Source organism: Oerskovia gallyi (genome assembly GCF_014836745.1).
In the GTDB taxonomy this organism is placed as follows: Bacteria; Actinomycetota; Actinomycetes; order Actinomycetales; family Cellulomonadaceae; genus Oerskovia; species Oerskovia paurometabola.
Window position 1 is genome coordinate 141,484 of the sequence record NZ_JACSQE010000012.1, and the last position, 26,100, is coordinate 167,583.

A 26,100-nucleotide genomic window follows, 5' to 3' on the forward strand; every position below is an offset into this window, starting at 1 on the left:
GAGCGAGACCCTGAGCAGGCCTGTCCCGCCCTGCGAGACCCACTAGGCTGGGGCGCTGATCGGCCGAACGCCGCGGCCGGACCGAACGATGTGGGGACCACCGAGAACATGAGCACCGTCGTCGACGGGCAGCCGAGCGCGCCCGAAGCCGCAAGGACCACCGCGCCCAGACCTCCATGGTGGTCGCGAGCGCTCGAGCACGCATCGCTCCCCTACCTCGTGTCCGCGGCGTTCACCCTTCTCGTCGCGCTCTGGACGTACCGACCCTGGGCGTTCAAGGGAGCCATCGCCTCCCCGCACGGGGACGCCCTGGCGTTCCACGCCTGGGTCCAGGCGACGATCGAGGACGGCTGGTACGAGAACGCCAGCAGGCTCTCGGCCCCCTTCGCCCAGAACAGCCACACCTACACGGTCACCGACGAGTTCCTCTTCGCCTTCATCGGCAAGGTGCTCGGCCCCCTGACCGGCAGCGCAGGGGCCGCGGTCACCTGGTACGTCGTCCTCTGCTTCCCCGTGGCGGCCTTGTTCGCGGTCGGCGCGGCCCGCTACCTGCGCATCGGGCGGCTCGCCGCGCTGGTCCCGGGCATCCTGTTCCCCCTGCTCCCCGACCACTTCCTGCGGGCCGGCGGACACTTCAGCCTCTCCTCGACCTGGGCGATCTCCCTGGGGATGATCGTCGCTCTCTCGCTCGTGGTCGCCCCGCGTGCCACGGGTCGGCGACGCACCTGGTTCCAGGTCGCCATGCTCGTCTCGTGCCTCGTGATCGGCCTCACGAACGCCTACTACGCGACGTTCATCGCGATGATCGTGGCCGTCGCCGCGGTCGGCGGCGCGATGGCAGCCCGCTCGTGGCGGATCCTGTGGACGGGGCTGGCCCGTTGTGCGGTCCTCATCGGGTCGGTCGTGGTCGCGATGGTCGTGGACGCGATCTACTCGCCCGACCCGTACGGCTACTCGTCCTTCGAGATCACGCGGTCCCAGGCGGACGCCGAGATCTACGGCGGCAAGATCTTCGCGATGCTCCTGCCTGCTGCCGCGCACCGGTTCGAGGCCTTCCGGGCCCTGCGCAACAGCTATGACGCCACGTTCCCCAACCCGGCAGAGACCCCCGCCCTCGGCCTCGTGTCCGCGGTCGGCTTCGTCGCGCTCGTCGTGTGGGCGATCCTCCTCTTCTTCCGGCGTCGTCCCGACGTCGCCGACTCGCGCCTGCGCATCCTCGCCGGCCTCCTCTGGATGAGCCTGCTCGCCTACTCGGTCGGCGGCCTGGGCTCGATCTGGTCCTTCCTCCTGGACGGTGGCGGGATCCGTGTGTGGAGCCGCATGCACGTCGTGATCGGTCTCATCGTCCTCCTGGCGATCGCCATCACCCTGGACCGTCTCCGCAAGCGATGGTGGCGGGCTGCCGCGGTGGGCCTGGTCCTCGTCGTCGGCGTGGTCGACCAGACCACCCCCCTGGCGCGCCCCGATCCCGTGTCGGCCCTGGCCCTGCGCGACGACGTCACGAGCTTCACGAGCCAGGTCGAGGACCGGGCGGGCGACGACGCCATGGTGTTCCAGCTCCCCCAGGTGAACTTCCCCGTCCCGCAGTTCGACCCCTCGCCTGCCACGATCTACGACGGGTTCCTGCCGTACCTGTACTCGACGGACTCCCGGTGGTCCTTCGGCGGGCTCGAGGGCGACCCCACGGTCGACTGGCAGCAGTGGCTGACCGCCCGCCCGTTCGAGCAGCAGGTCCCGCTGCTGAGGGCGGCGGGCTTCAGCGGCATCTCGCTCGACACCGCTGCGCTCACGACGCAGCCGTTGCTGCGCGACCAGGTCCGCGCGGTCCTGGGCGAGCCCACCTTCACCTCCGACAGCGGACGCTGGGAGTACTACGAGCTGTCCGACGACGTCCTCGCGTCGTGCCCGGCCGGCGTGGTCGATGAGATGGGTGATCTGGCGGTCCGGCCGCCGATGCTCTACCCGGGCGACGGGATCGACGTCCTGCCGGGTGTGCGCAGCAACGACGAGGGAGACGCCCAGCTGCGGATCGTCACCCTGCGCGAGGGCGGCTGGGACGACGTGAGCACGTCGTTCAGCGTCGGCACCGCGGACGTCCGTCTCGAGATCACGTTCCCCGACGGCAGCACCCAGACCGTCGAGCCGAACACGACCGAGACGATCACCTGGTCGGGACCGGTCAGCGAGGCCGAGACCCCGATCGACATCAGGCGTCTCGACGGAACGGGCGTGTACGGCCTGGGCGGCCTCGTCGCGACGGCCGTCCCGTCGGCCGCCGTGGCGGAGTGCCAGCCCGCGCTCGTCGCGGTCCCCGAGGACGAGGCCGCGCTGGTCCCGGCCGGCTGAGCCTGCGGTAGGGAACGGGAGACGCTCCCTGCGACGGTCGTCGCAGGGAGCCTCTCCCGTTCCTCGGTGCTCGTGTCAGTCGGCCGACTGAGAGTGCACCCCACGCACCACGTAGAGGGGACGGCGTCGGGCGTCGTCGCCGGTGCGCCAGACGTACTCCCCGACGACGCCGATCGCCCCGAGCTGGAGCCCTCCGAGGGCCAGCACGAGACCGCTGATCGTCCACCCGAACCCGTTCGACCCGCCCGGGACGAGCGCGACCACGGCCGCGACCACCAGCAGGACCGCACCGAGCGCGGCCGCGCCGAAGCCGGCGACCTGGATCCAGCGCACCGGGGCCGACGAGAACTCGACGAGCGAGTCGACGACGAGCTTGACCTTCTTGGCCGAGGTCCACTTGCTCTTGCCGTAGGGACGCGGCAGCTGCTCGAAGAAGATCCGCACCTGCGTGAACCCGGACCAGGCCGCCATGGCCAGCACGTTGCGGTTGGCCTCGGGCATGGCCGTCAGGACGTCGATCACGGCCCGGTCCACCAGGATGTGCGAGGGCCCTTCCTGCGGATAGGTCGGCACCGTCGAGACCGCGTTGAACACCTTGGAGAAGGTGGTCGCGAAGAAGTCCTGGGTGCCGCCCTTGGACGCCCGCACCGAGCGCAGGCCCCAGACGATCTGTGCGCCCCCCTGCCAGGCCTCGATGAACGACCCGATGGCCTCGAGGGGCTCCTGGCGGTCCGCGCTGAGCGTCAGTGCGGCATCGCCGCGAGCGTGCGCGAGGCCCGCGCTGATGGCTGCGTGCGAGCCGAAGTTGCGGGAGAGCCGGACGACCTGCGCGGTGTCCGAGCCGTCGAGCCGTGCGACCACGGCGTCGGCGGTGCCGTCGGTCGAGCCGTCGTCGACCAGGACGAGCTCGAAGTCCAGCGCAGGGTGGGCGACCCGGATCTCGCGATAGAAGTCGACGATGCCTTGAGCGCCCTCCACCTCGTCGTAGGCAGGGATGATCAGGGACAGGGTGGGGCGTCTTTCGTGCATCGGGCCGTTTCCGTTCGTCCTCAAGGGGGCTCCCGGCGTGCGAGACGCGGCGTGCGCTGCAGCCCGGGACCGGTGAAGGCTACCGTCCCGCGCTCTGTCGGCGCACGTCCCCTGGTAGGCGTCATACGGGGCCGGTGCGGGACTCCGGTATGGTTTGTGCCGGACAATACAGCTGCGCACAGGGGGAACCGCCGATGGTCGACGGAGTGGGAACGCAACCAGTCGTCGTCGTCGGCAACGGCGGTCACTCGCGATCATGCATCGACGCCTGGGACCCCGACGCTCCCTTCCGACCTCTCGGTTGCACAGGCAACGACCCGGCCGAGCACGGCGAGCTCCCCTACCTCGGCGACGACTCGATCATCCCAGGGCTCCTGGAGCAGGGGGTCCGCCACGCCTTCGTCGCGATCGGGTCGAACTCCTTGCGCGCCCGGCTCAGCGCGGACCTGGTGTCCTCCGGTTTCGACCTCGTGCCGCTGGTCGCTCCGACCGCCCGCGTGGCGCCGACCGCCGAGATCGGTCCCGGGGCGGCGATCCTGCACGGCGCGATCGTCGGCGCCTACGCCCGCGTCGGAGCCGGCGCGATCGTCAACACAGGTGCCTCCGTCGACCACGACTGCGTCGTGGGCGAGTTTGCCCACATCGCTCCGGGCTCGCACCTGGCGGGCAGCGTCACCGTCGGCGAGAGGGCGATGCTCGGCGTCGGGGTCAGCGTGATTCCTGGCGTCACGATCGGTGAGGGTGCCGTCGTCGGCGCCGGATCGGTCGTCATCTCCGATGTACGCGCTGGCGAGACAGTCGTCGGCGTCCCTACCCGCTCCGTTCGAAAGATCGCCTCATGATCCCCGTCGCGTACCCCGTCCTGTCCGGCAACGAGAAGGCGTACGTCGCCGAGTGCATGGAGACCACCTGGATCTCGTCGGCGGGCAGGTTCATCACCGAGTTCGAGCGGACGTTCGCCGACCTCTGCGGTGCCAAGCACGCCATCGCCACCAACAACGGCACGACCGCGCTCCACCTCGCGCTCGTGGCCCTCGGCATCGGGCCTGGTGACGAGGTCATCGTCCCGGTGCTGACGTACATCGCGAGCGCCAACGCCGTGCGCTACTGCGGCGCCGAGCCCGTCTTCGTGGACGTGGACGCGGAGACGATGAACATCGACCCCGCGCTCATCGAGGCCGCCATCACGCCGCGGACCAAGGCCATCATCCCCGTGGACCTCTACGGCAACCCTGCCCCGATCGTCGAGATCATGGAGATCGCGGCGCGTCACGGGCTCACCGTGGTCCAGGACTCTGCCGAGGCGCACGGCGCCGAGGTCGACGGGCGCCGGGTCGGATCGCTCGCGCACGTGACCGCCTTCAGCTTCTTCGGCAACAAGGTCATCACCACGGGCGAGGGCGGCGCCGTCACGACCGACGACGACGAGCTCGCCGCCCGCCTGCGCCTGCTGCGTGGACAGGGCATGGACCCCGAGCGTCGGTACTGGTTCCCCGAGGTCGGGTTCAACTACCGCATGACGAACGTCGCCGCCGCGATCGGTCTCGGCCAGCTCGAGCGGTTCGACGCCATCCTCGACGCGCGGGACGCGCTCGCGAAGCAGTACGACGCACTGCTCGGCGGGATCCCCGGACTGAGCCTGCCCGAGCAGCGCCCCGGGACGCGCCGCGTGAACTGGCTCTACACCGTCACCCTCGACGGAGCCGACGCCGCGAGGCGCGACCGCGTCATGGCAGAGCTCGCGGAGGACGGGATCGAGACTCGTCCCGTGTTCCACCCCCTGCACCACCTCCCCCCGTACCACCAGCCGGACCGGTCCTACCCTGCGGCCGAGCGCCTCGGCGCGACGGGCATCTCCCTGCCGACCCACCTGGCGCTGACGCCGGACGACGTCGAGTTCGTCGCCTCCCGTGTGGCTGCGCGCGTCGACGCGGTTCGACGTGGCTGAAAGTCGATCGATCGACGTCTCAGGGACCTCTGGCCTGTCCCTCGACCGACCCGTCGTGCCAGGTGCTGCCCCCTCGGCCTCGGTACCTCCGCGCGAACGCGTGCGTGGCGTGAGCAAGGCTCCGTCGCGACGAGACAGGGCGCTGACCGGCGTCCTCCTGACGGTACTCTCCGGGCTCGTGTTCTTCCTCAACTTCCGCCCGTGGCAGGGCGGACTGCTTGAGGAATGGGGCTTCGCGCTCGCCTGGGACGGTGAAGGGTGGGCAGGCTTCGGCGCGCGACTCGCACACACCGCCGGAAGACCACTGCACCTCTTTCCCGCCTATGTGGGACTTGGTGTGTCAGACGGCGGGTTCGTCGGGATGTACCTGGTCCTCGCCCTCGTTGCAGTCGCTCAGTTCCTTCTGACTATCTGGGCGCTTTCGCCGATCTGCCGATCGTGGTGGACACGTCTGGCGATTGGCCTTTTGCTCGCGACGCACCCCTGGTGGCCCGCAGGGCTCCTGCTCCGATTCCTGCCCGCCCAGGTTGCCGTGCTGACGGTGGTCATCTGGCTGGGTCTCCTGATCCGCTACCTGCAGCGCGGAGGCCGGGTACGCCCGCTCCTCATCGTTCTGGTCCCGCTGCTCGGCCTTCTCACCTACCAGGCCACTGCTCTTCCGCTGTTGTTCGGCGTCGGGATCGCGCTCGTCCTCGTGCCTACCTCAAGACTCCGTGGGATCGTCGCCGCAAGCACGACGACGCTCGCCGTAGGCCTTGCGCTCATCTGGTCGACCGTGATCGCGCCGATGTTCTCACCCCAGTCGTACGAGTCCGGGCTCATGGCGAGCGGAGGCGCTCAGCTCCTCGACGCACCGCGCGCCATCGCACGGACGCTCCTCCTGGATGCCTGGCCGGTCCTCGCCCTGGCAGTGGGCGTCGCGGTACTGGTCGTCGCATTGGGACTCGACCGCATCCTGACTCGTCGACAGACCTGGCTCGCCCTGGCAGCAGTCGTCCTGGCGCCCTTCGCAGCCCTCGCGTACGCGACTCAGCCGACACACCTCCACGACCCGGAACGCGTGGGCCTTCCCGTCGGCCTGACCATCTGGCTCGTCCTCGCGATGCTCGCGCCGGCTCTGGACCGCACCAAGGCATGGCGCACCGCGACGATCTGTATCGCCTTCGTCGTATCCGCGATCGGAGGAGCACTCGCGTACTCGACCTGGACCCAGGCCTCGGTGGCGCAAGAAGCGCTGGTCGCCGTCGTCAGCGAACAACGCGCCGTCACCCCGCCAGACAGAACACTCGTCGTGGCCGATCGCACCGGACGATACGGCGACGTCTACCTGCTCCTCCCTCCGCACCTCGACCTGGCGCTCCAGGTGGAGGACGGGGCCGGCTCCCCGGCACTAGTCTGCACACCTGCTGGCACCGTGCGTGACCACCCCGTCGCCGCTCGTTTCCCTCTCACGACCACCCCCGACTGCGCACCGTACCTGGGCGATGACGAGGTGCTGCCGTTGGGCACGGGTGAGACGCCGTTCGGAGAGGTCGATCTCTTCTCTATCCCCACGGAACGCCTTCCTGGGTGACTCACCCAGCTCTCGGGGTGGCGGACGTGCGGGCTCGACGGCCGGCCCCGCACGCCGTCCCGTCCGCGCAAGCCTGGGGCGACGCCGAACTACCACACTCCGGTTCGCGCCCCGTCAGGTGGCCGGGCGGCTTCCCGGCCTCGACCGACGTGCGATCAAGGCCGGGCGTGATCGCACTCGGCCGACGTCACCAAGGGGCCCGTGCGCTAGGCCAGCGAGACCTCGTCCGTGACAGCCTCGGCGCTCAACACGCGTGGCGTCGCCGAGTACAAGAAGTCGACCCGATCGGCGACCCTACCGATCGCCTCGTCGTTCTCCGACAGTCCCATGCGCCGCAGCCTGAGCGTCAGCTCGTCGAGCAGCTGGAGCCGCGGACCGACGCCGAGATCGCGACGGACGACCTCGATGATCCCGTCCGCATAGTCGCGCGCCGTGTGGCCCTGCGCCACGAACGACTGCGCCGACTCCCTGACCTCCTGCCCGGCGTCGTCCAGGCTGCGCACGATCGCGTCGGAGACGGACTGTGCGCGCGGGGGCGTCGGGACGTGCTGGATGAACGTCCCGTGCACCTCTGCGTAGCTGCCGTCGTCCACCGTCACGACCGGCACACCGGCGACGAGGCTCTCGAGCAGGGCGTACGACGCTCCTTCGAGGCAGGGCTCGCGGAGCACCACGGCCACCGCCGCGTTGGCCCTCAGCTTGGCAAGCATGGCGTCCGAGGGGTCGTCGAGCACGGTGGCGTCGACGATTCCCTGGGCGGCCAGCAGGTTCTCGACGTCCGAGCTCGAGAGTCCGCCGGCCCGGCCCGCGACGACGAGGTGGGCTCGTCGTCGGCTCACCACGTCGGCGAACGCCTCGACGACGACGTCGATCCGCTTGTTGGGGTTCATGATCCCTGCCTGGAGGACGAGGGGTACGCCCTCCGGGATCAACGCAGGGAGCGCCGCGGCGATGTCGTCCTCGGGCTCGGCCCCCTCGACCGGTAGCCCGACCACCACGACGTCGGCCAGGACCGACGTCTCGACCTCTCGTGCGGCGAACTGCGAATGGACGACGACGGTACGTGCGTTCCTGGCAGCCAGGCCGAGGAACGAGAACGCGGCCCCGCCGTCGAGCTCCCAGGGCGGTGTCTCCCCCGAGCCCCCCAGCACCCGTCGCGCGAGGTTCTCCACACCGTGGCCGTACCAGCGACCGATCTCGTCGCTGTAGTCTCCCCTGTCCAGGAGGTACTGGTGGAAGAGGCCACCCAGCGAGATGTCGTGGAGCACGACGATCCCCGGCACCTGCTCCGATGCCTTCCAGATGTCCAGGTGGTTCGGCGCGTAGTTCCCGAGGTGGTAGACGACGGCGTCGTACTCGAGCAGAGGGCTCAGGTCCTCGAGATCGATCGTGTAGGTCTCGCCCGACCACACCCGACCGGTCGACTCCACGGGCTGCCAGATGTCGATCTGGACCTCCGGACGGCGGACGAGCTCCTCGGCGACGATCGCACTGACACGACCGATCGCGCTCTGCTCGGAGAACGGGGTACACCAAGCGATCCTCATCGGAGCAGCTCCTCGATGACGTGGTCCCAGGAGAGGTTCAGTCGAGCGACGGCTTCTTCCGCGCTCGCACCCATCTTCTCCGTCGCCGGACGGTCGGTGAACAGGCGATCGAACGCAGTGGCGATCGAACGGGGGTCCGGCGCGGCGACGAGTCCCGTCCGGCCGTCGTGCACCAGGTTCAGGATCCCGCCCGAGTCGGAGAGCGTGACCACCGGCTTGCCGGCGGTCATCGCCTCGGCCGTCACGTAGCCGAACGAGTCCTCGTCGATCGGGAAGTAGGCGACGCCCAACGCCCCCGCGAGGAGGTCACGCTTGAACTCCGTCTCGACGAACTCGAGGTGCATCGTGACCCTGTCCTGCAGTCCGTGCTCCTCGATCGCCTCGTGGAGCTCGCGGACCACGTCCTCGCTGTCGGGTTGCCCCGCGACGACCAGGCGGACACCGGACGACGAGTGCGCGAGGGCCTCGACCGCCAGCAGAGGCCGCTTCCCTCCCGAGACGCGTCCGAGACACAGGATGTAGTCGCCGAACTGCCCCTGACGGATGTCGCCCTCGTCGGGCAGCGGCGGATGCAGGACGGCGGCGTCGAGCCCGTTGTGCACCTTGAGCCGCTGCTGGGTGACGTTGTCGTTGGTGAAGAGGCGACGTGCGCGCCGCAGCTGGCGCGTGTCGGCCTCGTGGATAGCATCCCGGATCCTCTGCCACTGCGGGTCGTCGACCGGGGGGCTCCACGGGGTGTCCCACATGTCGTACACCTGACGGAACTGGTGCAACAGCCACACCGTCACGTTCGGGTGGTCGACCAGGTAGGCCGGGAACTTCAACGCGATGACCCGGTCGACCCCGTGCAGATCGATGGTCGACGCGTAGATCATCGTGTCGGCGAGATCTGCGGGGGACTCCCAACGGAACGGGATCCGCATCAGATCCGCCTCGTGCCCTCTGGTCCGCAGCTCGCGGATCAGAGCATCCGCCAACAGCTCGGCCCCCCCACGGACGAACGGGACTCCGTTCGTCGCAACGAGCACCCTCATGCCAGCAACCTCTCCGTCACGTGATCCCAGGAGATCTTCAGCGCTGCCACCTTGGCAGCCTGACCCGCTCCGAGCTTGTCGGCCAGGGCTCGGTCCTCCCAGAGTCGGTCGAACGCCGCCCCGAGAGCTAGTGCGTCCGGTTCCACCACCAGGCCGTTCACCTCGTCCTCGACGAGCTCGGTCACTCCCCCGCTGTCGGTCGTCGTGACGACAGGGCGCCCCATCGCCGCCGCCTCGAGCGACGGGTAGCCGTAGGAGTCCTCGTCGAACGGGAAGTACGCAACCGCGAGCGCGCGTGCCACGATGCTCCGCTTGGTCTGCTCGTCGACCCATCCCTCGGACAGCGTCACCCTGTCCTGCAGGTCGTACCGGGTGATCGTCTCGAGGATCGACCGGCGGTAGGAGTCGTCGGTGGCGTCGAAGGCGCCCACCAGGTGGAGGCGGACCGGAGTCTGGGTCGTCGCCAGCGCCTGGACCGCGAGCAGCTGGCGCTTGTGGTCCATGAGACGCGAGACGTAGACGATGGTGTCCTCCGCCTGCTCCATGGCATAGCCCCCGGCAGGATCGAGCGGTGGGTAGAGGATCTCGGCGTCGACCCCGTTGTAGTCAGCGAGACGCCGACGGATGACGTCGGAGTTGCAGAACACGTTCGACTCGGCCAGCGCGGCCTCGTCGGACGCGAAGAGCATGCGTCGGAACTCACGCCCGTCCGCGTCGTGGGGAACGTCTGGCGCGGAGTTCCACAGGTCGTAGGCCGGCCGATGGTGGTGAAGGAACCAGACGCTCTTGCGTGGGTGCTGCACCAGGTGGCTCGGTGTCCGCACTGCGATGAGGCGGTCGCACCGGTCGCTGAAGTCGAGCGACCTCAGACCCACCATCTGGGTGGTCATCGTGGGTGGATGCGCTCGGAACGGCAGCGTGAAGACGTCGACCTCGTGGCCGCGCTCCACGAGCGCACGCTCGAGCCAGTCGACGATGATGCTGGCGCCGCCGTTGACGAACGGCACAGAGGTGGTGGCGACGACGATTCTCACTGGGCTTCTCGATCGACAGGGGTGGAGGCGGCAGGGCTGGCAGCGGCCCGCCGGAGGAAGACGCTGAGCGGGACGTCCGTCTCGGTCGTCGCGCTAGCACCCGAGACCGTCTCGAAGATGTCCCATTCCCACCCGAGCTCCACGACCGTGTCCAGGAACCGCTGGGCGCTCGTCCCGGCGCGCCGCAGGTGGATGTCTGCCAGCTCGGCGAAGACGACGATGTGAGGGTTCTCGTCGACGATCCGCTGCATGCCGCGAAGCACCGCGAGCTCACCGCCCTCGACGTCGATCTTGACGACGTCCACCGTGGAACCGCGCTCGACGACCTCGTCGAGCGGGACGACGTCCACCTCGACGGAGGCGTCTCGCGCGTCCTTGGCGTACAGGGTGTTGTGGCCCGAGTCGTGCGCGTAGACGGCCAGCTTCGCCCGGCCCCGACGTGCGCCGGCGGCTCCCTCGACGACCCGGACGATGTCCGACTCGAGGAACCCGTTGAGCTGCACGTTCTCCCGCAGCATCTCGACGGTCGTCGGCGTCGGCTCGACGGCCACGACGGAACCTGCCGGCCCCACGACGGCTGCCGCGGCGACGGTGTAGAGCCCGATGTTCGCTCCGACGTCGATGAATCGGCCACCCGGCTTGAGGTACGTCGTCAGGATGCCGGCGAGACCAGGCTCGGGGTGGCCGCGGTGCTCGAGGTAGGCCGCGAGGCGCCACTCGCGCGCCGGGACCCCGAAGAGCAGTCCGTCGACCTCGACGACCGACACCTCGTCGCGCCAGGTGGCGGCGGCCGCGGTGTCCTGCCCGATCTTCGCGAGCGTCGTCTCGATGGAGCCGAGTCTGCGATCCTGCCGGGAGGCGAGCTCCCCGAGACGGACGACCGGGTCGTCGTCCCCTGGCACCGGGCGAGATGTGCCCTCGACTCGTGCGTTCTGAGCCGCCTGGAGCAGGGCGAACGTCGCGTACATCTCGGCACGGCGGGCCCGGCGGTGACGGCGCGCCCTCGCTACCGGTCCCCGACCCGGGACGAGCGAGGCGAGGATCGACTCGGGCGCCTCTCGATGGTTGAGGCGCACGAGGGCACGGTCTACTGCGGCCGCGTCGTTCTCGGCAGGAGTCCCGCGCAGCAGCTCGTCCACCAGCAGGAGCTCCCACGGACGAGCACCAGAGGGCGCCATCTCATAGGCGATGACACCGAGAGGGACGCCCGACCGCCAGCGGGCGACCTCTGCGCTCAGCTGCTCAGGGGCCGACGGCACACCGAGCGTGACCAGGTGGAGCCCGCGCAGCACGAAGGCATCTAGCGCGGAGTCGTCCGGTACGACGCTGTCCTGCGTCCCTCGGTGCTTCAAGGCCTCGTCGGACACGTTCATCGCCTCGTGCATCGCCGTTCGAGGCAACCCTTGCCGCAGCGCGGCAAGGTTGTTGGTGAAGCCCTCCCCGTCCGGCTCTCGGCCCAGGAGACCGTCGTAGAGCCCGATCAGGAAGAGCTCGTCCGGATCCAGAGTCTTGGTCGGCGGTTCGGCGAATCGACGCACCTTGGTGATCGACGGCATCCCGCCTGCCCGGCCGACGGAACGCGCGTCCGCGCGTAGATGTGCCGCGACGGCGGCGGAGTTGAGCGGCATGTGACCTCGTAGTCCTGGGGTTCGCTGTTGTCGAGTGCACCGATCGAGATGGGGGTATCGTGGCGAATCCCACATCTTACCGGTTTGGGACGCACGTCCAAGGGATGACCAAGGCGTGGCATCAGACACCCCGTCCGCGCGAGATGCGGACAAGAACGTCTCGCGCCACGGCGTCGACTCCCACGACCAAAGGTGTTCGTCGTACTGCCCCGAGCTCACGATCCTTCGACTTCACGACGAGCATGGTCGCGTGGAGGGAACCCGCTGAGGGCGGAACCTGCAGGATCCACGTCCGCCGGTGGACGACGGCTTGCACGTGACGGATCAGCTCCGCGACAGAGGTGGGGTGCCCGTTCGACAGGACGTTGAGGCGGACCGTCTCCGTCCCCCGGAGCGCGCTTCGGAGCGACGCGTGGACGAGCCGGGCGGCGTCGTCGGAGTAGAGATAGTCGCGCATGCTCTCGAGCGGGACGACGATCGACACCACGCCCATCGTCACGGCCTCGAAGCAGATCTTCGTCACGAGACCCTGTGGCTTGTCGATCCGCTGACCTGGGCCATAGAGCGTGGAGATCCTGCTGATGACGAGCTTCGCCCTCCCCGCGCGCTCGAAGATCGTCGTCAGCGCCAGCTCCTGCCGGTGCTTTGCCAGGGGATAGGGACCGGCGGGCCGCGCGGGGTCGTCCTCGGTCCACGTGGCTGACCGGGAGGGGCCGAAGACCGACGCCGACGAAGCGAACCAGAAGACTCCGTTCGGCGCACCGATCGCCGCGACCGAGCGCGCGAACTCGAGCAGCACGTGCTCCTCGACCGCGAGCTGCTCGGGTGACGACATCACGACTCCGGCACCGGCAGCCCACACCACGGCCCACTCCTCGTCGGGGAGCCACCGGAGGAAGCGCTCGAGCTCTGCACGCAACGTCGCGAGCGACTCCTCGGGATCGCGCCAGGGAATCCTCGACGCCGTGAACGACCGGCCGGGATCCACGTGGCGCGCGACGGCCGCGCCCAGGAGCCCCCCGGACCCGACGACCCAGACCTTCATCAGCCGTCGCCCCGCTTGTCGCGCACCGCCGCTCGCAGCCTCGGGGTCACGTCGGAGGACAACACGTACAACGGCTTGCCCATCGACATGGCCGCTGCCATCCCGACGTACTCCGCGACGACGCCGAGGGCGATGAGTATCAACCCCCCGAGGATCAGCACCACGACCGTGGTAGACGCCCACCCTTCCACCTCGACCTGCCCCGTCACGCGCTGGAGCACGACGAAGACCGCATAGACCATGCCCGCGAGCGCTGCGATGACGCCCGTGGCCGACACGATCCGCAGCGGGCGGTTGCCCGACGACAGGACCAGGCGCCACAGGTGGGACACGAGTCGGCGCATCGAGTACGAGGTCGCTTCCCTACCTTCGGTCCGCAGCTCTACCGGGCAGGCGGCGACGTCCGAGATCACCCACCCCAGGGCGACGTCGAGGTAGACCCCGGGGCCGCAGTACGCGGCGACACCGCGAGCATGCTCGCCGTGGATGAGCCGGAAGCTGTGGAACTCCACACCCTTGCGACCTGACAGCGCCGGCAGCACGCCTCGCTTCGTGATGCGCGACCCGAGGTTGCGGACGACGCTGTGGGGGGCATCGTTGGTCGGGGCGGCGTACACCAGGGTCGAGGCGGTGTCGTAGGCGATGTCCAGCATCCGAGCGATGTCCGCGGGGGCGTGCTGGCCGTCCTCGTCCATCGTGACGACCCACTCACCCCGGCTGGCCGCGAGCCCGGCGACCGTGGCGGGGTGCTGACCGAAGTTGCGAGAGAGCCAGACGTTCCGGATCCACGGGAACTCCTCGGCCAAGGCCTGCATCACGGCAGGACTGTCGTCCGGCCCGTGGTCCCACACCAGGATCGCCTCGATGAGCCGGAACGACCGGCCTTCCGGCGTCGTCTCTCCCGCGACCAACGGCTTCAGCTCGTCGATCACCTGTGCGATGGTCTCCGCGCCTCGATAGACGGGCACGACCACGCTGAGGTCCACGATCTGCTCAGGCCCGACAATGGTGTCGTCGTTCGTCACGTACGGTTCACACTCCTTTGTCGTCACTCGCGTGACGGAATACCCAGCGGCTGTAGAGCAGGTAGTTCCAGACGGCAGCTACCGCGATCGCGACGAACTTCGCAGCGGCGGCCCCGAGAGCGGAGGCGGCGAACCACTCCACCTTCCCCAGCCCGAGAATCACCGCCGGTTGGATCAGCCAGATCCCGGTCCCTGCGATGAGGAGGAAGCGGACCAGCTCGTCGCGAGCGCGTCCCCCCGAGCGAAAGACCCACCGACGGTTGCCGACGAAGCTGACGACGAGCCCCGCGCTCGTGGAGGCGAGGTTGGCCACCATCGGCGCAACCCCGAGCATCCACAGGAGGACGTACAGCACGAAGTCGACGGCGGTGTTGACGACACCCATCGAAGCGAACCTTGCAAGCACCGAGTCGCTCAGCCTCCGCACGACGGAGGACCGCCCTGACGACGAAACCACGGGGCCCCTTCCGGCTCGATGCGCCCGCACCGGTCGCGAGGAAAGCCTACTCGGTCGTTGTCAGAGCGACGTACCTCCACCGCCCGCGGCCGTGGGCAGCGGCTTGGCCGCGTTGACCACGAGCAGACCGATCACGAGCGGCACCGCGATGACGAGGAGCGCCGGGCGGTAGCCCCCGATGTGCTCGGCGAGGAAGCCGATGAGCGGGGGCCCGACGAAGAAGGCCGAGTAGCCGATCGTCGAGACGACGCTGACCCGGACGGCGGCGTGCGCGGGGTCGTCCGAGGCCGCGCTCATCCCCACGGGGAAGCCGAGCGCCGCGCCCATGCCCCACAGGACCACGCCGACGAGCGCGACCCACAGGTTGGGCACGAGCGTGAACACGAGCAGTCCCACGAACGCGAGGCCCGCGGAGATGCGCAGCACGGCCACACGCCCGAAGCGGTCGAGCAGGCCCGTGCCGAGCAGTCGCATGCCCGTCATGGCGGTCAGGAAGATCCCGAGCCCCACGGCGCCCATCGCGTCCGACGTGCCGAAGCCGTCGACGACCGCGAGCCCGACCCAGTCGTTGGCGGCGCCCGCGGTCAGGGCGGCCGCCAGGACGACGAGGCCGATCAGCAGGGTCCGCGGCTCGCGCCAGGCCGCGAGGGCGCTGCGCGCCCCGTTCGACGAGTGGACGGCGGTCGCCGGGTCCTCACCGGCGGCGGCGTCGCGCCCGGAGCCGGACGGCGTCGCGTGGACGTCGCCCGCAGGGAGGAAGGACCGCACGCACCAGACGACGCCCAGGAGGCTGAGCGCGAGCGCGACCGCGAGGTGCCACTGGACGGGCACGGCCGCCAGCGCGGCCAGGGCGCCGACGCCGGCTCCCGCCATGGTGCCGAACGAGAAGCCTGCGTGGAAGCGGGGCATGATCGCCTTGCCGAGTCGCTGCTCGACCGCTGCACCCTCGATGTTCATGGCGGCGTCCCAGACGCCGGTCCCGATCCCGAACAGGAACAGGCCGACTCGCACGACGTCGACCGAGCCCTGGGACACCCCGGTGACGGCGACGACGAGACCGGCGACGTTGACGGTGGCGAAGAGCAGGACGGCGCGCGACGCGCCGATCCGTTGCACGACCATGCCCGCGAGCGGCAGCGCGAGGAGCGACCCGATCGCGGCGAAGAGCAGCAGGAGGCCCATGCTGCCCTCGCTGAGCCCGAGCGCGTCCCGGACCGCGGGCAGGCGCGAGGCCCAGCTCGCGAAGTTGAACCCGTTGAGGAAGAACACCGCGAAGACGGACCAGGTGGCCGCCTGCACGGTCCGGGCGGCGCTCACGGCGCTCTGGCCGCCGGTGCGCGGCGAGGGCGGGGTGGTCATGCGGAGGTCTCCTCGCGTCGGTGAGAGGTCGAGCCGGTCGGGGCCGGCTGCGTCGTCGGGGTGCTGCCGCCGGGGGCGTGCCGACGGAGCGACCGGCGACGACGTGTGCCCACGGTCGACGGTACCGGGTGATTGCTTACCACATGGTCAGGCTCCGGCCGCTGGACGCCGGAGACCTCGTCCCCCTCCCCGATCGTGTGCACGACGCGACCCGGTCCGGTGACGGGAGCGCCGCCGTCGGGCAGGGGGTGCGGCGAGCTGCTCGGGGCGAGCGGCGCGACCTTGGTCGAGAGCAGCACGCTGACGACCATCGCGACCACGATGAGCACGAGCGCGTGCCGCGCACCCATGGTCTCCGCCGCGATGCCCAGCAGCGGCGGCGCGGCGAGCGACGCCATCGACGAGAACGCCGAGACGACCGAGACGCGGCTCGCGGCCTGGAGCGGTTCGTCGGACGCAGCGGCGATGCCGATGGGGACCGCGAGGGCCGCCCCCATGCCCCACGCGAGCACCCCGACACCGGCCAGCGGCAGGTTCGGCGCGAAGCCGAAGAGCAGCAGGCCGCCGATCGAGGCCACGCCCGAGAAGCGCAGCACGACGACCCGCCCGTAGCGGTCGATGAGGCGCGTGCCGAGCAGGCGCATGATCGTCATGGCCCCGACGAAGGCACCGAAGACCACGGCGCCGACCGCCTCGGTCTGGTCGAACCCGTCGACGACGGCGAGGGACAGCCAGTCGTTCGCGGAGCCCTCGGAGAGCGCCGCGGCCATGATGACCAGGCCGATCAGCAGGGTGCGCGGCTCGCGCCACGCGCTCAGCGCGGCCCCCAGGCGCACGCGGCGCGAGCGCGGGTGCAGGACGGCGGCGGCCTCGATACCGTCGGGACCCGCGTCTCCCAGGCGACCGTCGACGCGAGGGCGCGGCGGCGTCGCGTGGATGAACATCGGGATGCTCACCAGGCGCCAGACCGTCGCGACGACCGCGGTGCCCGCGAACTGCACGAGGACCGGGACGTCACCCGCGGCGCACGCGGCGCCGACGAGAGAACCGACGACCGCACCGATGCTGAAGGCCGCGTGGAACTGCGGCAGGATAGTGCGCCCGGTGCGCCGTTCGACGCTCGCGCTCTCGACGTTCATGGGCACGTTGCCGAGCGAGAAGGCCACACCGTTGAGGAAGATGCCCGCGGCCAGCAGCGCGACCGACCCCGTGGCCGGGCCGACGCCCAGGAGCACGAGCGCCGCGGCGAAGAAGGCCGTCGAGGCGAGCATGGTCGCCTTGCCGCCGAAACGGTTGACGATCGGACCGGCCAGCGTGACGGTCATCAGGGCGCCGATCGCACCCGCGAGCAGCACGAAGCCCAGGTCCTTGGGCGTCATGTCGAGCGCGTCGCGGACCGACGGGATGCGGGCGAGCCAGCTCGACATGGTGATGCCGTTGAGCAGGAAGATCCCCAGGAGGGACCAGCGGGCGCGGGAGAGGCCAGGATCAAGTACGGGTCGAATCGATTCGATTCCTGCGTCGTGGGTGGCCTTCGAAACGATTCGAGACATGGGGTCAATTCTGCGGGTAGTCTGGCCGCGCCGTCAAACACCTTTCCGCGCGCCACGCCGGACCCGAGAACGACCAGATGACCGGCAGATGACCGACAGAGGGGCGACGATGACCGAGACCGAGCAGGCACCCAGGACGCCAGGCCGCCCGACCCTCGCCCGCGTCGCCGCGCTCGCCGGGGTCTCCGTCTCCACCGCGTCCCTCGCGTTCTCGGGCGCGGGCCCCATCACCCCCGAGACGCGCGACCGCGTCATGGCCGCGGCCGACGAGCTCGGCTACACCGGCCCCAACCCCCTCGGGCGCCAGCTGCGCTCCGGGAAGTCCGGGATCGTGGGCGTCGTGATCGGCGACCAGCTCAAGCGCGCGTTCCGCGACCCGGTCGCCGTCCAGGTCCTCGACGGCCTCGTCTCCACCCTCGGGACCAGCGGCCTCGGCGTCCTGCTCATCCCCGGCATCCCCTCCGACGACCCGTCCCGCGCGGTCGACCCCCTCATCGAGAGCGCCGCGATGGACGTCGCGGTCCTCGTGTGGGGCGTCGGGACCGACGACGCGACCCTCGCCGCCCTGCAACGCCGCGGCGTGCCCGTCGTGATCGGCGAAGGTCGCCCCGTGCCCGGCACGCCGCTCGTCGGCATCGAGGACCGGCGCGGCACGGCCGAGGCCGTCCGCCACCTCGTCGACCTCGGCCACACCCGCATCGCCGAGATCTCGCTCCCCCTCGACAACTCGCGTCGCAGCGGGGTCATCGACGCCGAGCGCCTCGCCCAGGCCGACCGCACCCCCACCCTCAACCGCCTCACCGGGGTGCGCGACGTCGTCGAGCCCCTCATCTCGTGGGAGACCGAGGCCTCGCTCGTCGAGCACGGGCACGCCGCGGCCGTCGAGATCCTCGGGACCTGGGTCCCCGCCGACGAACGGCCCACCGCGATCATCGCCCACTCCGACCTGCTCGCCGCGGGCGCGCTCCTCGGCGCCAAGGAGCTCGGGCTGCGCGTGCCAGAAGACCTGTCCATCGCCGGGTTCGACGGCCTCGACCTCCCCTGGCTCAGCCCCGACACCCTCACGAGCGTCCACCAGCCCCTCGCCGAGAAGGGCGCCGAGCTGGGCAACGCGGTCGTGGCGCTCCTCGCCGGCAAGGAGCCGGAGACCGTCATGCTCGACGTCGGGCTCGTGCTCGGGACCACGACAGGACCCGCGCCGAGCGCCTGAACCGCCCCGCTCCCCCGAACCGTGACGCACGAAGGGCGCCTCTCCCGTGCGGGAGAGGCGCCCTTCTGCGAGCTGTGTCCGGCGGCTAGAGGCGGACGACCGCCTGCGCCTTCATGAGGACCTTGGCGCCCTCGAACGTGACTGTGAGGTCGACACGGACCGTGCGGGCCTCGAGATCGATCGCACCGATCGCTCCCGACACCGAGATGACGGCCTCGCCCGGGTTCGGCACGGGCACGGGACGCGTGAAGCGGGTCTGGTAGTCGACGACCGCGCCCGGGTCCCCGGCCCAGTCCTCGACCAGCGCGACGGCGGCCCCCATGGTGAACATGCCGTGCGCGATCACGCCGGGCAGGTCAACGCTCTGCGCGAAGGCGTCGTTCCAGTGGATCGGGTTGAAGTCGCCGCTCGCACCGGCGTAGCGGACGAGGCGCGCCCGGTCGACGAGGACCTCGCGGCTCCCGACGACGTCGCCCACCGCGAGGGCGGCGAGGTCCGGTCGAGCGGTGCTCACCGGAGAGGCGATGTGCTCGGTCATGCGTCCTCCCCGCGGACGACGAGGCTCGACGTGACGGTCGCGACGGGCTCGACGGTTCCGGAACCGTCTGCCACCAGGGCGCCGATCTCGGCGCGCGTCGTGACCATCGAGATGCCGGCCCGCTGCGTGATCGAGTCGACGTGCAGCACCGTCACGAGCTCGTCGCCGGCGACGATCGGACGGTGGTGCACGAACCGCTCGTCGGCGTGCACGACGCGTGTGAAGTCGACGCCTGCCTCAGGATCCTGGATGAACGGGGCCTCGGCGCGCTGCGCGACGATGACCGCGAACGTGGGCGGCGCGATCAGGTCCGGATAGCCCAAACCCCGCGCAGTGGCCACATCGTGGTGCGCGGGGTGGGTCGAACCGACAGCAGCGGCGAACTCGCGGATCTTCTCGCGGCCGACCGAGTACGGGGCGGTGGCCGGGTACTCGCGACCGGCGTAGTCAGCGTTGATCGCCATGCGTGCGGAGCTGCTCAGTGGAGCCGCTGGATCAGCGGGTCTCGCGGTGAGCGGTGTGCTTGCCGCAGCGCGGGCAGAACTTCGCCAGCTCGAGACGGTCGGGGTCGTTGCGGCGGTTCTTCTTGGTGATGTAGTTCCGCTCCTTGCAGTCCACGCATGCGAGCGTGATCTTCGGGCGAACGTCTGAGCTCTTGCTTGCCACGGTAGTGCCACCTCTCGCGCCTCCGGAGGGCGCTACGTGCTTGCTAGGCCGCACGGCGCCGGCCGCCGTACGGTGTTGTCAGGAAGTGGTAGCGGGGGCGGGGCTCGAACCCGCGACCTCACGATTATGAGCCGTGCGCTCTGACCAGCTGAGCTACCCCGCCGCGTGATGAACGCGGGGTCGTGTCGCCAGTATTCCAGCGAGACGACCCCGCGTCACTTCACAGAGCCCCGAAAGGGAATCGAACCCTTGACCTTCTCCTTACCATGGAGACGCTCTGCCGACTGAGCTATCGGGGCAGCGGTAAGAAGATTACACGGGTTCTGGCGTGGTGCGAAATCGACCCCGGCGACCGCCCCGGACCCCAGTGATCAGGCCGATTCTGCGGCCCGACCGGGAGTCGCCCTCCTCGCTCTGCGGACGCGCGTCGGGCGAGCGGAACCGGTCCGACATGTCACGACTTCACCCCCGCCCGCACGAGCTGCCCGTGCCCTCGACGCGTCCCGGAGGTGCGCCGTCGGCCGGACGACCCCGGTGAGCTCCGCCGTCGGGCCGCAGACCGCGCCCCGGGAGACCCTGCCCGCGCACCCCGACTCGACCCCGCACGCTGACCTCAACGCGAACGAGGCGCCACCCGACGGGTGACGCCTCGTTCATGTGCGTGGCAGGTGAGGGATTCGAACCCACGAAGGCTATGCCGTCTGATTTACAGTCAGATCCCTTTGGCCGCTCGGGCAACCTGCCATGTTGAGTTGTGCACTCCCGTCGGCCTCGCCCCGACCGTGCCGAGGCACAACCGAAAGACGCTTCCGAACTGCGGGAGCGTGGCAACAGTACAGCGAATTCGACCCCGGAGGAAAATCGACCCCTCACGATCCGCCTGCACACGCTTACAGTGGACCGTGAGCCAGGCACCCCAGCACCCCGTGAACGACCTCTCCGCGCCACCGGGCGCCTCCCGTCCGGGCGCTCCGGGCATCCCCACGTCGGCCCCGATCGACCGCCTCGGCGTGGTCCTCGGGGCGAGCGCGTACTTCCTGTGGGGCGCGATGCCCCTCTTCTTCCCGCTGCTCCAGCCGGCCGGGCCGCTCGAGATCATCTCCCACCGCGTGGTGTGGAGCCTGCTGTTCTGCCTCCTCCTGCTGCTCGTGATGCGCAAGCTGCCCGCGTTCCGGGCCGCGTTCCGCGTGCGCCGGACCGTGGGGCTGCTGGCGATCGCCGCGGTGCTCGTGGCCACGAACTGGACCGTGTACGTCTACGGCGTGCTGTCCGGGCACGTGCTCGACGCGGCCCTCGGGTACTTCATCAACCCCCTCGTCACGGTGCTGCTCGCGGTGCTCGTGCTCAAGGAGCGGCTGCGCCCCGCGCAGTGGGTCGCGCTCGGGATCGGCACGGCCGCCGTGGTCGTCCTCACGATCGGCGTCGGCCGGCTCCCGTGGATCGCGCTGACCCTCGCCGTTTCGTTCGGCCTGTACGGACTCGTCAAGAACCGTGTCGGGCGCGACGTCGAGGCCCTGCCCGGCCTGGCGGTCGAGACGACCCTGCTGTTCCCCGTGGCGCTCGGCTACCTCGTCTTCCTCGGGGTCACGGGCGTCGGGACGTTTGCCGCCGAGGGCACCGGTCACGCCCTCCTGCTCGCATCCAGCGGCGTCGTCACGGCCCTGCCCCTCCTGCTGTTCGGCGCGGCGGCCCGCCGCCTGCCGCTGAGCCTCGTCGGCATGCTCCAGTACCTCGCGCCCGTGCTCCAGTTCCTCGTCGGGCTGCTCGTGTTCCACGAGTCCATGCCGCCCGCTCGGTGGGCCGGCTTCTCGCTCGTGTGGCTCGCGCTGATCGTGCTCAGCGTCGACGCCCTGCGCGCGATGCGCGTGTCCCGGCTCGCGGCTCGCTGACCGATCGGACCGCGGTCGGCTCGCAGGCGGGTGCCCGAGGCGACGCCCCTGGCCCCCGCCCACTACCGTTGACCCCAGACCAATCCACCTACCGTGTCAGGAGAGCACCGTGGCCGATTCATCGATGGACATCGTCAGCAAGGTCGACCGCCAGGAGGTCGACAACGCCCTCAACCAGGCGATCAAGGAGATCCAGACCCGCTACGACTTCAAGAACATCGGCGCGTCGATCGCCTGGAGCGGCGAGAAGATCGTCATGGTCGCGAACTCGGAGGAGCGCGTCCTCGCGATCCTCGACGTGTTCCAGACCAAGCTCATCAAGCGCGGCATCTCGCTCAAGGCGTTCGACACGGGCGAGAACGAGCCCAAGCTGTCGGGCAAGGAGTACCGCCTCGAGGGTGTGCTGAAGGAGGGCCTCGCGGGCGAGAACGCGAAGAAGGTCACCAAGATCATCCGCGAGGAGGGGCCCAAGGGCGTCAAGACGCAGATCACGGGCGACGAGGTCCGCGCGACGAGCAAGTCGCGCGACGACCTCCAGACCGTCCAGGCGCTGCTCAAGGGCGCGGACCTGGACTTCGCGGTGCAGTTCACGAACTACCGCTGACCAGCTCCTGACGGGCGCGTCGCTGCTCGGGCTCCTGCCCGACGGTGGCGCGCCCGTCCGCGTTCCGGGCCCCGCCGTGTCACGCCCGCGACGTGCGGGCGTGTCGCTACCGCGCCGACCTAGACTCGCGGCGTGGACACTCACCGACTCCCGGCGGTGGCGCCCGTGCTGAGCCACGGGGCCCTCGACACCGTCCCGGCGCGCGCCGCTGGGTCCCCCGCATGACCAGCCCCCTGCGCCGTCCTCGCGTGATCGCGACCGACCTCGACGGGACGCTGCTGCGCTCGGACGGCACGGTCTCCGACCGCACCCGCCGTGTCCTGGCCGCTCTGGACGAGGCCGGCACCCAGGTCGTGTTCGTCACGGCCCGCCCGCCCCGCTGGCTGACCGAGGTCGGGCGCCTGGTGGGAGGGCACGGCGTCATCATCTGCCTGGGCGGCGCGTGCGTGTACGACGTCGGCACGCGCCAGGTCGTCGAGTCCCGTGGTTTCGCACTGCCCGCCCTGCGTGACGTGGTCAGCGACCTGCGCGCCGCGGTGCCCGGTGTCGCGCTGGCCGTCGAGCAGGTCGACGGCCCGGTGTTCGACTCGACGTTCCGGCACGAGGAGGACATGCCGGACTCCTGGCGTGGGCCGGTCGAGCGCGCGCTCGACTCCCCCGTCGCCAAGCTGCTCGCGCGCACGGACGCCCTGGGCCAGGACGAGTTCTTCGAGCAGGTGCTCGACGTCGTGGGCGACCGTGCCCTGCTCGCGTTCTCCGGGGCCGCGGGGCTCGCCGAGCTCCTCCCTCCCGACGTGACCAAGGCCGGTGCGCTGGCCGCCTGGTCCTCGTCCCACGGGATCGGGGCCCACGAGGTCTGGGCGTTCGGCGACATGCCCAACGACCTGCCGATGCTCACCTGGGCGGGAACCTCGTACGCCGTATCGAACGCGCACCCGGAGGTGCTCGAGGCCGCGACCCACGTGACGGCGTCGAACGACGAGGACGGTGTCGCGGTGGCCCTGGAGCGGTTGCTCGACGGGTCAGCCCCATCGAGCACACCGACGGCAACCGAGAGACAGGGCAGCTGATGCGCGCCCGACAGGACACCGGGCCCCACCAGGCACCCTCGGCCGCGACCGGCCGACGCGGCCGGACGGCGGCCCTCGCGCTCGCGCTCGCGCTCGCGCTCGCGACCACCGGGTGCACGAGCCCCGCCCCTGCGGATCAACAGGTGCCCGCATCGACCTCCTCCCCGGCCACCGCGCCCGACGACGCGATGCTCACCACGTTCTCCTACGGCCCGCGCCCGGCCCAGACGGCCGACCTGATCCTGCCCGCAGCGCTCGCCGCAGGCACCGAGGAACTGCGTACGCCGTCCGAGACCACGGAGGTCAAGGAGGCGGGAGAGACCGTCGACGTCGTCGTCCTGGTCCACGGCGGCGGCTGGGGCGCCGAGTACGACCGCTCGTCCGAGGCCGCGGTGGCCCGCGACCTCACCGACGACGGCGTCGTGGTGTGGAACCTCGACTACCGCGGCGTGGGCGCGGCCGACCCTGCCGACGACGGCGGTTGGCCCGGCACGTTCGAGGACGTCGCGGCAGGCCTCGACCTGCTCCCCGAAGCCCTCGGGACCGTGGGCCTGACGCCCGGGCGCGTGGCCGTCGTCGGGCACTCCGCGGGCGGGACCATGGCCCTGTGGCTCGCGGCCCGGCACACCCTGCCCGACGGCGCCCCCGGAGCCTCCCCGCACGTCCGGCCCGACCTCGTGGTCACCCAGGCGGGCGTGAACGACCTGGCGGCCGCGGGGTCGGTGCACGGGTCGCGGGGGCCGGTCGAGGCGCTCATGGGCGGCTCGACGAGCGAGGTCACCGACGACCGGTACGACCTGGCGGACCCCACCGCGCGGCTCCCGCTCGGCGTCCCGACGCTCGTGACGACCGGCGACCTGGACGCCGTGGTCCTGCCCTCGGTCGCGACCGGCTATGCCGAGGCGGCGCGAGCGGCCGGGGACGACGTGACGCTCGCGGTGATCCCTGGCGAGGACCACCTGTCGCCCCAGAACCCCCGCTCGGGCGCGTGGGCCGCGGTGCGCGACTGGCTGGCCGAGCGCGGCATCACGTCGTCGGGGGCCGCGAGATAGAGGGAGCTCGGCTCTCCCTCGAGGGCAGGGACCTTCAGCGACGGGCGCCTCGGCGACGAGGGCTCAGTAGCGCGTGATGCCACCCTGCTGGCCCGCCATGCGCTCGAGGCGCTGGATGCGGTCGGCCATGGGCGGGTGCGTCGCGAACATCTTCGCGACGCCCGCGCCGCGGAACGGGTTGGCGATCATGACGTGCGAGACGTCGACGAGGTCGCGGTTCTGCGGCAGCGGGGCCCGCGCCGTCCCCTGCTCGAGCTTGCGCAGCGCCGACGCGAGGGCGAGCGGGTCGCCCGTGAGCTTGGCCCCGTCCTCGTCGGCGTCGTACTCGCGCGTCCGGGAGATCGCGAGCTGGATCACCATCGCCGCCACGGGCGCGAGGAGCGCCATCGCGAGTGCCGCCAAGGGGTTGCCGCCCCGTTCGCGGTTGCCGCCGAAGATCAGCAGGAACTGCGCGAGAGACGTGATGACGCCGGCCATCGCGCTCGCGACGGACGACGTGAGGATGTCACGGTTGTACACGTGCATGAGCTCGTGCCCCAGCACGCCGCGCAGCTCGCGCTCGTCGAGCAGCGTCAGGATGCCCTCGGTGCAGCAGACCGCGGCGTTCTTGGGGTTGCGACCCGTCGCGAACGCGTTGGGGGCCTGCGTGGGCGAGACGTACAGCTTGGGCATCGGCTGACGCGCGGCGGTCGAGAGCTCCCGCACGATCCGGTACATCGCGGGCTGCTCGAGCTCGCTCACCGGCCGCGCGTGCATGGCCCGGATCGCGATCTTGTCGGAGTTCCAGTACCCGTACGCCGTGGTCACGAGACCGATCGCGACGAAGATCCACAACGTGCTGGCCGACCGTCCGAACACGGCCCACAGGCCCAGGATCACGACCCACATGATCCCGAAGAGCCCTGCGGTCTTCAGACCGTTGAAATGCTGATGACCCACGCTCAGCCCCTTCCGTCGAGCACAGGATGCCGTGGTGCGAGCATCCACCGGGAGAACGCTCGGCGCACGCGGGGGGTTCCCTGCGCCGCCTGACCCGGACGGCTCGGCATGCCGGGCCTGAGCGCGGCCCGTCCTCGCAAGGACGACGACGGCGCCCCGGCCCGGGTGGGCTGGGGCGCCGTGGCGTGGTGCGCGTCGTGCGGGTCAGGCCTCGGTGGCTGCCTCGGTCTGGCGGCGGGCGATGCGGATCATGTCCTCGCGGGGCACGACCTTGATGCGCTCGCGCCCGTGCGGCTCCCCGAGGGTGCGCTCGTGGGCGTCCAGGACCTCCCAGTCGGCCCACTGGACGACGTCCACGCCGCGCTCGGTCAGGAACTCCAGGACCGCCTCGGGCGAACCGTGCGGCGCGACGCGACCGGCCTCGAGGTCACCCTCGACCGCCTCCACGCCCTCCGAGGCGGCGACCGCACCGGTCACGTCCTCGACGAGGTGGCGGACGGTCTCGGACGCGTCGGACTTGGTGTGCCCGATCAGCCCGACCGGGCCACGCTTGA

23 protein-coding genes, 3 tRNA genes and 1 pseudogene are annotated in these 26,100 nt (G+C 70.6%); 9 read left to right on the forward strand and 18 right to left on the reverse strand.

Annotation, left to right across the window (positions count from 1 at the left end; genetic code table 11):
- Window positions 1–108 precede the first annotated feature (108 nt).
- Window positions 109–2,346, forward strand: a complete 2,238-nt coding sequence (locus tag H9640_RS15170; RefSeq protein ID WP_191791601.1) for a hypothetical protein — start codon at window positions 109–111, stop codon at window positions 2,344–2,346.
- 75 nt (window positions 2,347–2,421) lie between these two features.
- On the opposite strand, the gene H9640_RS15175 is transcribed toward H9640_RS15170, so the two are convergent.
- Window positions 2,422–3,375 (reverse strand): glycosyltransferase family 2 protein, encoded by a 954-nt coding sequence (locus H9640_RS15175; protein WP_191791604.1) that lies wholly within the window; start codon window positions 3,373–3,375, stop codon window positions 2,422–2,424.
- A 206-nt stretch (window positions 3,376–3,581) separates the two neighbouring features.
- Between H9640_RS15175 and H9640_RS15180 the strand changes: the two genes are divergently transcribed.
- The 3 genes from H9640_RS15180 to H9640_RS15190 all read left to right on the forward strand — a co-directional run bounded on the left by H9640_RS15180 (window position 3,582) and on the right by H9640_RS15190 (window position 6,896).
- Window positions 3,582–4,217 (forward strand): acetyltransferase, encoded by a 636-nt coding sequence (locus H9640_RS15180; protein ID WP_191791606.1) that lies wholly within the window; start codon window positions 3,582–3,584, stop codon window positions 4,215–4,217.
- A complete protein-coding gene (locus H9640_RS15185) occupies window positions 4,214–5,323 on the forward strand; it encodes a DegT/DnrJ/EryC1/StrS family aminotransferase (protein WP_191791608.1) in 1,110 nt (369 codons plus the stop codon). The genes H9640_RS15180 and H9640_RS15185 overlap by 4 nt, the downstream gene beginning before the upstream one ends.
- A gap of 109 nt (window positions 5,324–5,432) precedes the next feature.
- A complete protein-coding gene (locus H9640_RS15190) occupies window positions 5,433–6,896 on the forward strand; it encodes a hypothetical protein (RefSeq protein ID WP_191791610.1) in 1,464 nt (487 codons plus the stop codon).
- 206 nt (window positions 6,897–7,102) lie between these two features.
- Here H9640_RS15190 and H9640_RS15195 read toward each other — a convergent pair whose 3' ends face one another.
- The 9 genes from H9640_RS15195 to H9640_RS15235 form a co-directional block, all read right to left on the reverse strand.
- Window positions 7,103–8,443: a glycosyltransferase gene (locus H9640_RS15195; protein WP_191791611.1), complete on the reverse strand. Its 1,341-nt coding sequence runs from the start codon at window positions 8,441–8,443 to the stop codon at window positions 7,103–7,105.
- Window positions 8,440–9,366, reverse strand: coding sequence for a glycosyltransferase family 4 protein (locus H9640_RS15200; RefSeq protein ID WP_191791613.1), 927 nt, complete (start codon window positions 9,364–9,366; stop codon window positions 8,440–8,442). Before H9640_RS15200 ends, H9640_RS15195 begins: the two co-directional genes overlap by 4 nt.
- Before the next feature lie 107 nt (window positions 9,367–9,473).
- Window positions 9,474–10,511, reverse strand: a complete 1,038-nt coding sequence (locus H9640_RS19745; RefSeq protein ID WP_191791614.1) for a glycosyltransferase family 4 protein — start codon at window positions 10,509–10,511, stop codon at window positions 9,474–9,476.
- Window positions 10,508–12,139: an FkbM family methyltransferase gene (locus tag H9640_RS15210; RefSeq protein WP_191791617.1), complete on the reverse strand. Its 1,632-nt coding sequence runs from the start codon at window positions 12,137–12,139 to the stop codon at window positions 10,508–10,510. The genes H9640_RS19745 and H9640_RS15210 overlap by 4 nt, the downstream gene beginning before the upstream one ends.
- Window positions 12,140–12,260: 121 nt before the next feature.
- Window positions 12,261–13,184 carry an NAD-dependent epimerase/dehydratase family protein gene (locus H9640_RS15215; RefSeq protein WP_191791619.1) on the reverse strand — a complete coding sequence of 308 codons (924 nt, stop codon included), beginning with the start codon at window positions 13,182–13,184 and terminating at the stop codon, window positions 12,261–12,263.
- Window positions 13,184–14,209 (reverse strand): glycosyltransferase, encoded by a 1,026-nt coding sequence (locus tag H9640_RS15220; RefSeq protein ID WP_318243797.1) that lies wholly within the window; start codon window positions 14,207–14,209, stop codon window positions 13,184–13,186. The genes H9640_RS15215 and H9640_RS15220 overlap by 1 nt, the downstream gene beginning before the upstream one ends.
- A 7-nt stretch (window positions 14,210–14,216) precedes the next feature.
- Window positions 14,217–14,594: a GtrA family protein gene (locus H9640_RS15225; RefSeq protein WP_191791621.1), complete on the reverse strand. Its 378-nt coding sequence runs from the start codon at window positions 14,592–14,594 to the stop codon at window positions 14,217–14,219.
- A 132-nt stretch (window positions 14,595–14,726) separates the two neighbouring features.
- Complete coding sequence (locus H9640_RS15230) at window positions 14,727–16,025, reverse strand: MFS transporter (RefSeq protein ID WP_191791623.1); 1,299 nt, start codon at window positions 16,023–16,025, stop codon at window positions 14,727–14,729.
- A complete protein-coding gene (locus H9640_RS15235) occupies window positions 16,022–17,578 on the reverse strand; it encodes an MFS transporter (protein ID WP_191791625.1) in 1,557 nt (518 codons plus the stop codon). Before H9640_RS15235 ends, H9640_RS15230 begins: the two co-directional genes overlap by 4 nt.
- Window positions 17,579–17,687: 109 nt before the next feature.
- On the opposite strand from H9640_RS15235, the gene H9640_RS15240 reads away from it, so the two are divergent.
- Entirely contained in the window at window positions 17,688–18,788 is a 1,101-nt protein-coding gene (locus H9640_RS15240) for a LacI family DNA-binding transcriptional regulator (protein WP_191791627.1), read from the forward strand.
- A gap of 85 nt (window positions 18,789–18,873) precedes the next feature.
- Here the strand turns inward: H9640_RS15240 and H9640_RS15245 are convergent, their stop codons facing one another.
- The 6 genes from H9640_RS15245 to H9640_RS15270 form a co-directional block, all read right to left on the reverse strand.
- Window positions 18,874–19,326, reverse strand: coding sequence for a MaoC family dehydratase (locus H9640_RS15245; protein WP_191791629.1), 453 nt, complete (start codon window positions 19,324–19,326; stop codon window positions 18,874–18,876).
- Window positions 19,323–19,790, reverse strand: a complete 468-nt coding sequence (locus tag H9640_RS15250; protein WP_191791631.1) for an FAS1-like dehydratase domain-containing protein — start codon at window positions 19,788–19,790, stop codon at window positions 19,323–19,325. The genes H9640_RS15245 and H9640_RS15250 overlap by 4 nt, the downstream gene beginning before the upstream one ends.
- A 31-nt stretch (window positions 19,791–19,821) precedes the next feature.
- Complete coding sequence (rpmG, locus tag H9640_RS15255) at window positions 19,822–19,992, reverse strand: 50S ribosomal protein L33 (RefSeq protein WP_030151977.1); 171 nt, start codon at window positions 19,990–19,992, stop codon at window positions 19,822–19,824.
- Between the two features lie 86 nt (window positions 19,993–20,078).
- A tRNA-Met gene (locus H9640_RS15260) sits at window positions 20,079–20,155 on the reverse strand.
- Between the two features lie 63 nt (window positions 20,156–20,218).
- Window positions 20,219–20,291: transfer RNA gene (locus H9640_RS15265), tRNA-Thr, on the reverse strand.
- A gap of 363 nt (window positions 20,292–20,654) precedes the next feature.
- Window positions 20,655–20,736, reverse strand: a tRNA-Tyr gene (locus tag H9640_RS15270).
- Window positions 20,737–20,969: 233 nt separating this feature from the next.
- Between H9640_RS15270 and rarD the strand changes: the two genes are divergently transcribed.
- The 4 genes from rarD (at window position 20,970) to H9640_RS15290 (ending at window position 24,607) form a co-directional block, all read left to right on the forward strand.
- A complete protein-coding gene (rarD, locus tag H9640_RS15275; protein ID WP_191791648.1) occupies window positions 20,970–21,881 on the forward strand; it encodes an EamA family transporter RarD in 912 nt (303 codons plus the stop codon).
- A 109-nt stretch (window positions 21,882–21,990) separates the two neighbouring features.
- Window positions 21,991–22,485, forward strand: a complete 495-nt coding sequence (locus H9640_RS15280; RefSeq protein WP_191791633.1) for a YajQ family cyclic di-GMP-binding protein — start codon at window positions 21,991–21,993, stop codon at window positions 22,483–22,485.
- A 221-nt stretch (window positions 22,486–22,706) separates the two neighbouring features.
- Window positions 22,707–23,555, forward strand: coding sequence for an HAD family hydrolase (locus H9640_RS15285; protein ID WP_191791634.1), 849 nt, complete (start codon window positions 22,707–22,709; stop codon window positions 23,553–23,555).
- Window positions 23,555–24,607 (forward strand): alpha/beta hydrolase family protein, encoded by a 1,053-nt coding sequence (locus H9640_RS15290; RefSeq protein ID WP_191791635.1) that lies wholly within the window; start codon window positions 23,555–23,557, stop codon window positions 24,605–24,607. Before H9640_RS15285 ends, H9640_RS15290 begins: the two co-directional genes overlap by 1 nt.
- A 63-nt stretch (window positions 24,608–24,670) precedes the next feature.
- Here the strand turns inward: H9640_RS15290 and htpX are convergent, their stop codons facing one another.
- Both htpX and H9640_RS15300 read right to left on the reverse strand, forming a co-directional pair.
- Window positions 24,671–25,546, reverse strand: coding sequence for a zinc metalloprotease HtpX (htpX, locus tag H9640_RS15295; protein WP_138825610.1), 876 nt, complete (start codon window positions 25,544–25,546; stop codon window positions 24,671–24,673).
- A gap of 204 nt (window positions 25,547–25,750) precedes the next feature.
- Window positions 25,751–26,100, reverse strand: a pseudogene (locus tag H9640_RS15300) (pyridine nucleotide-disulfide oxidoreductase); the annotation flags it as partial.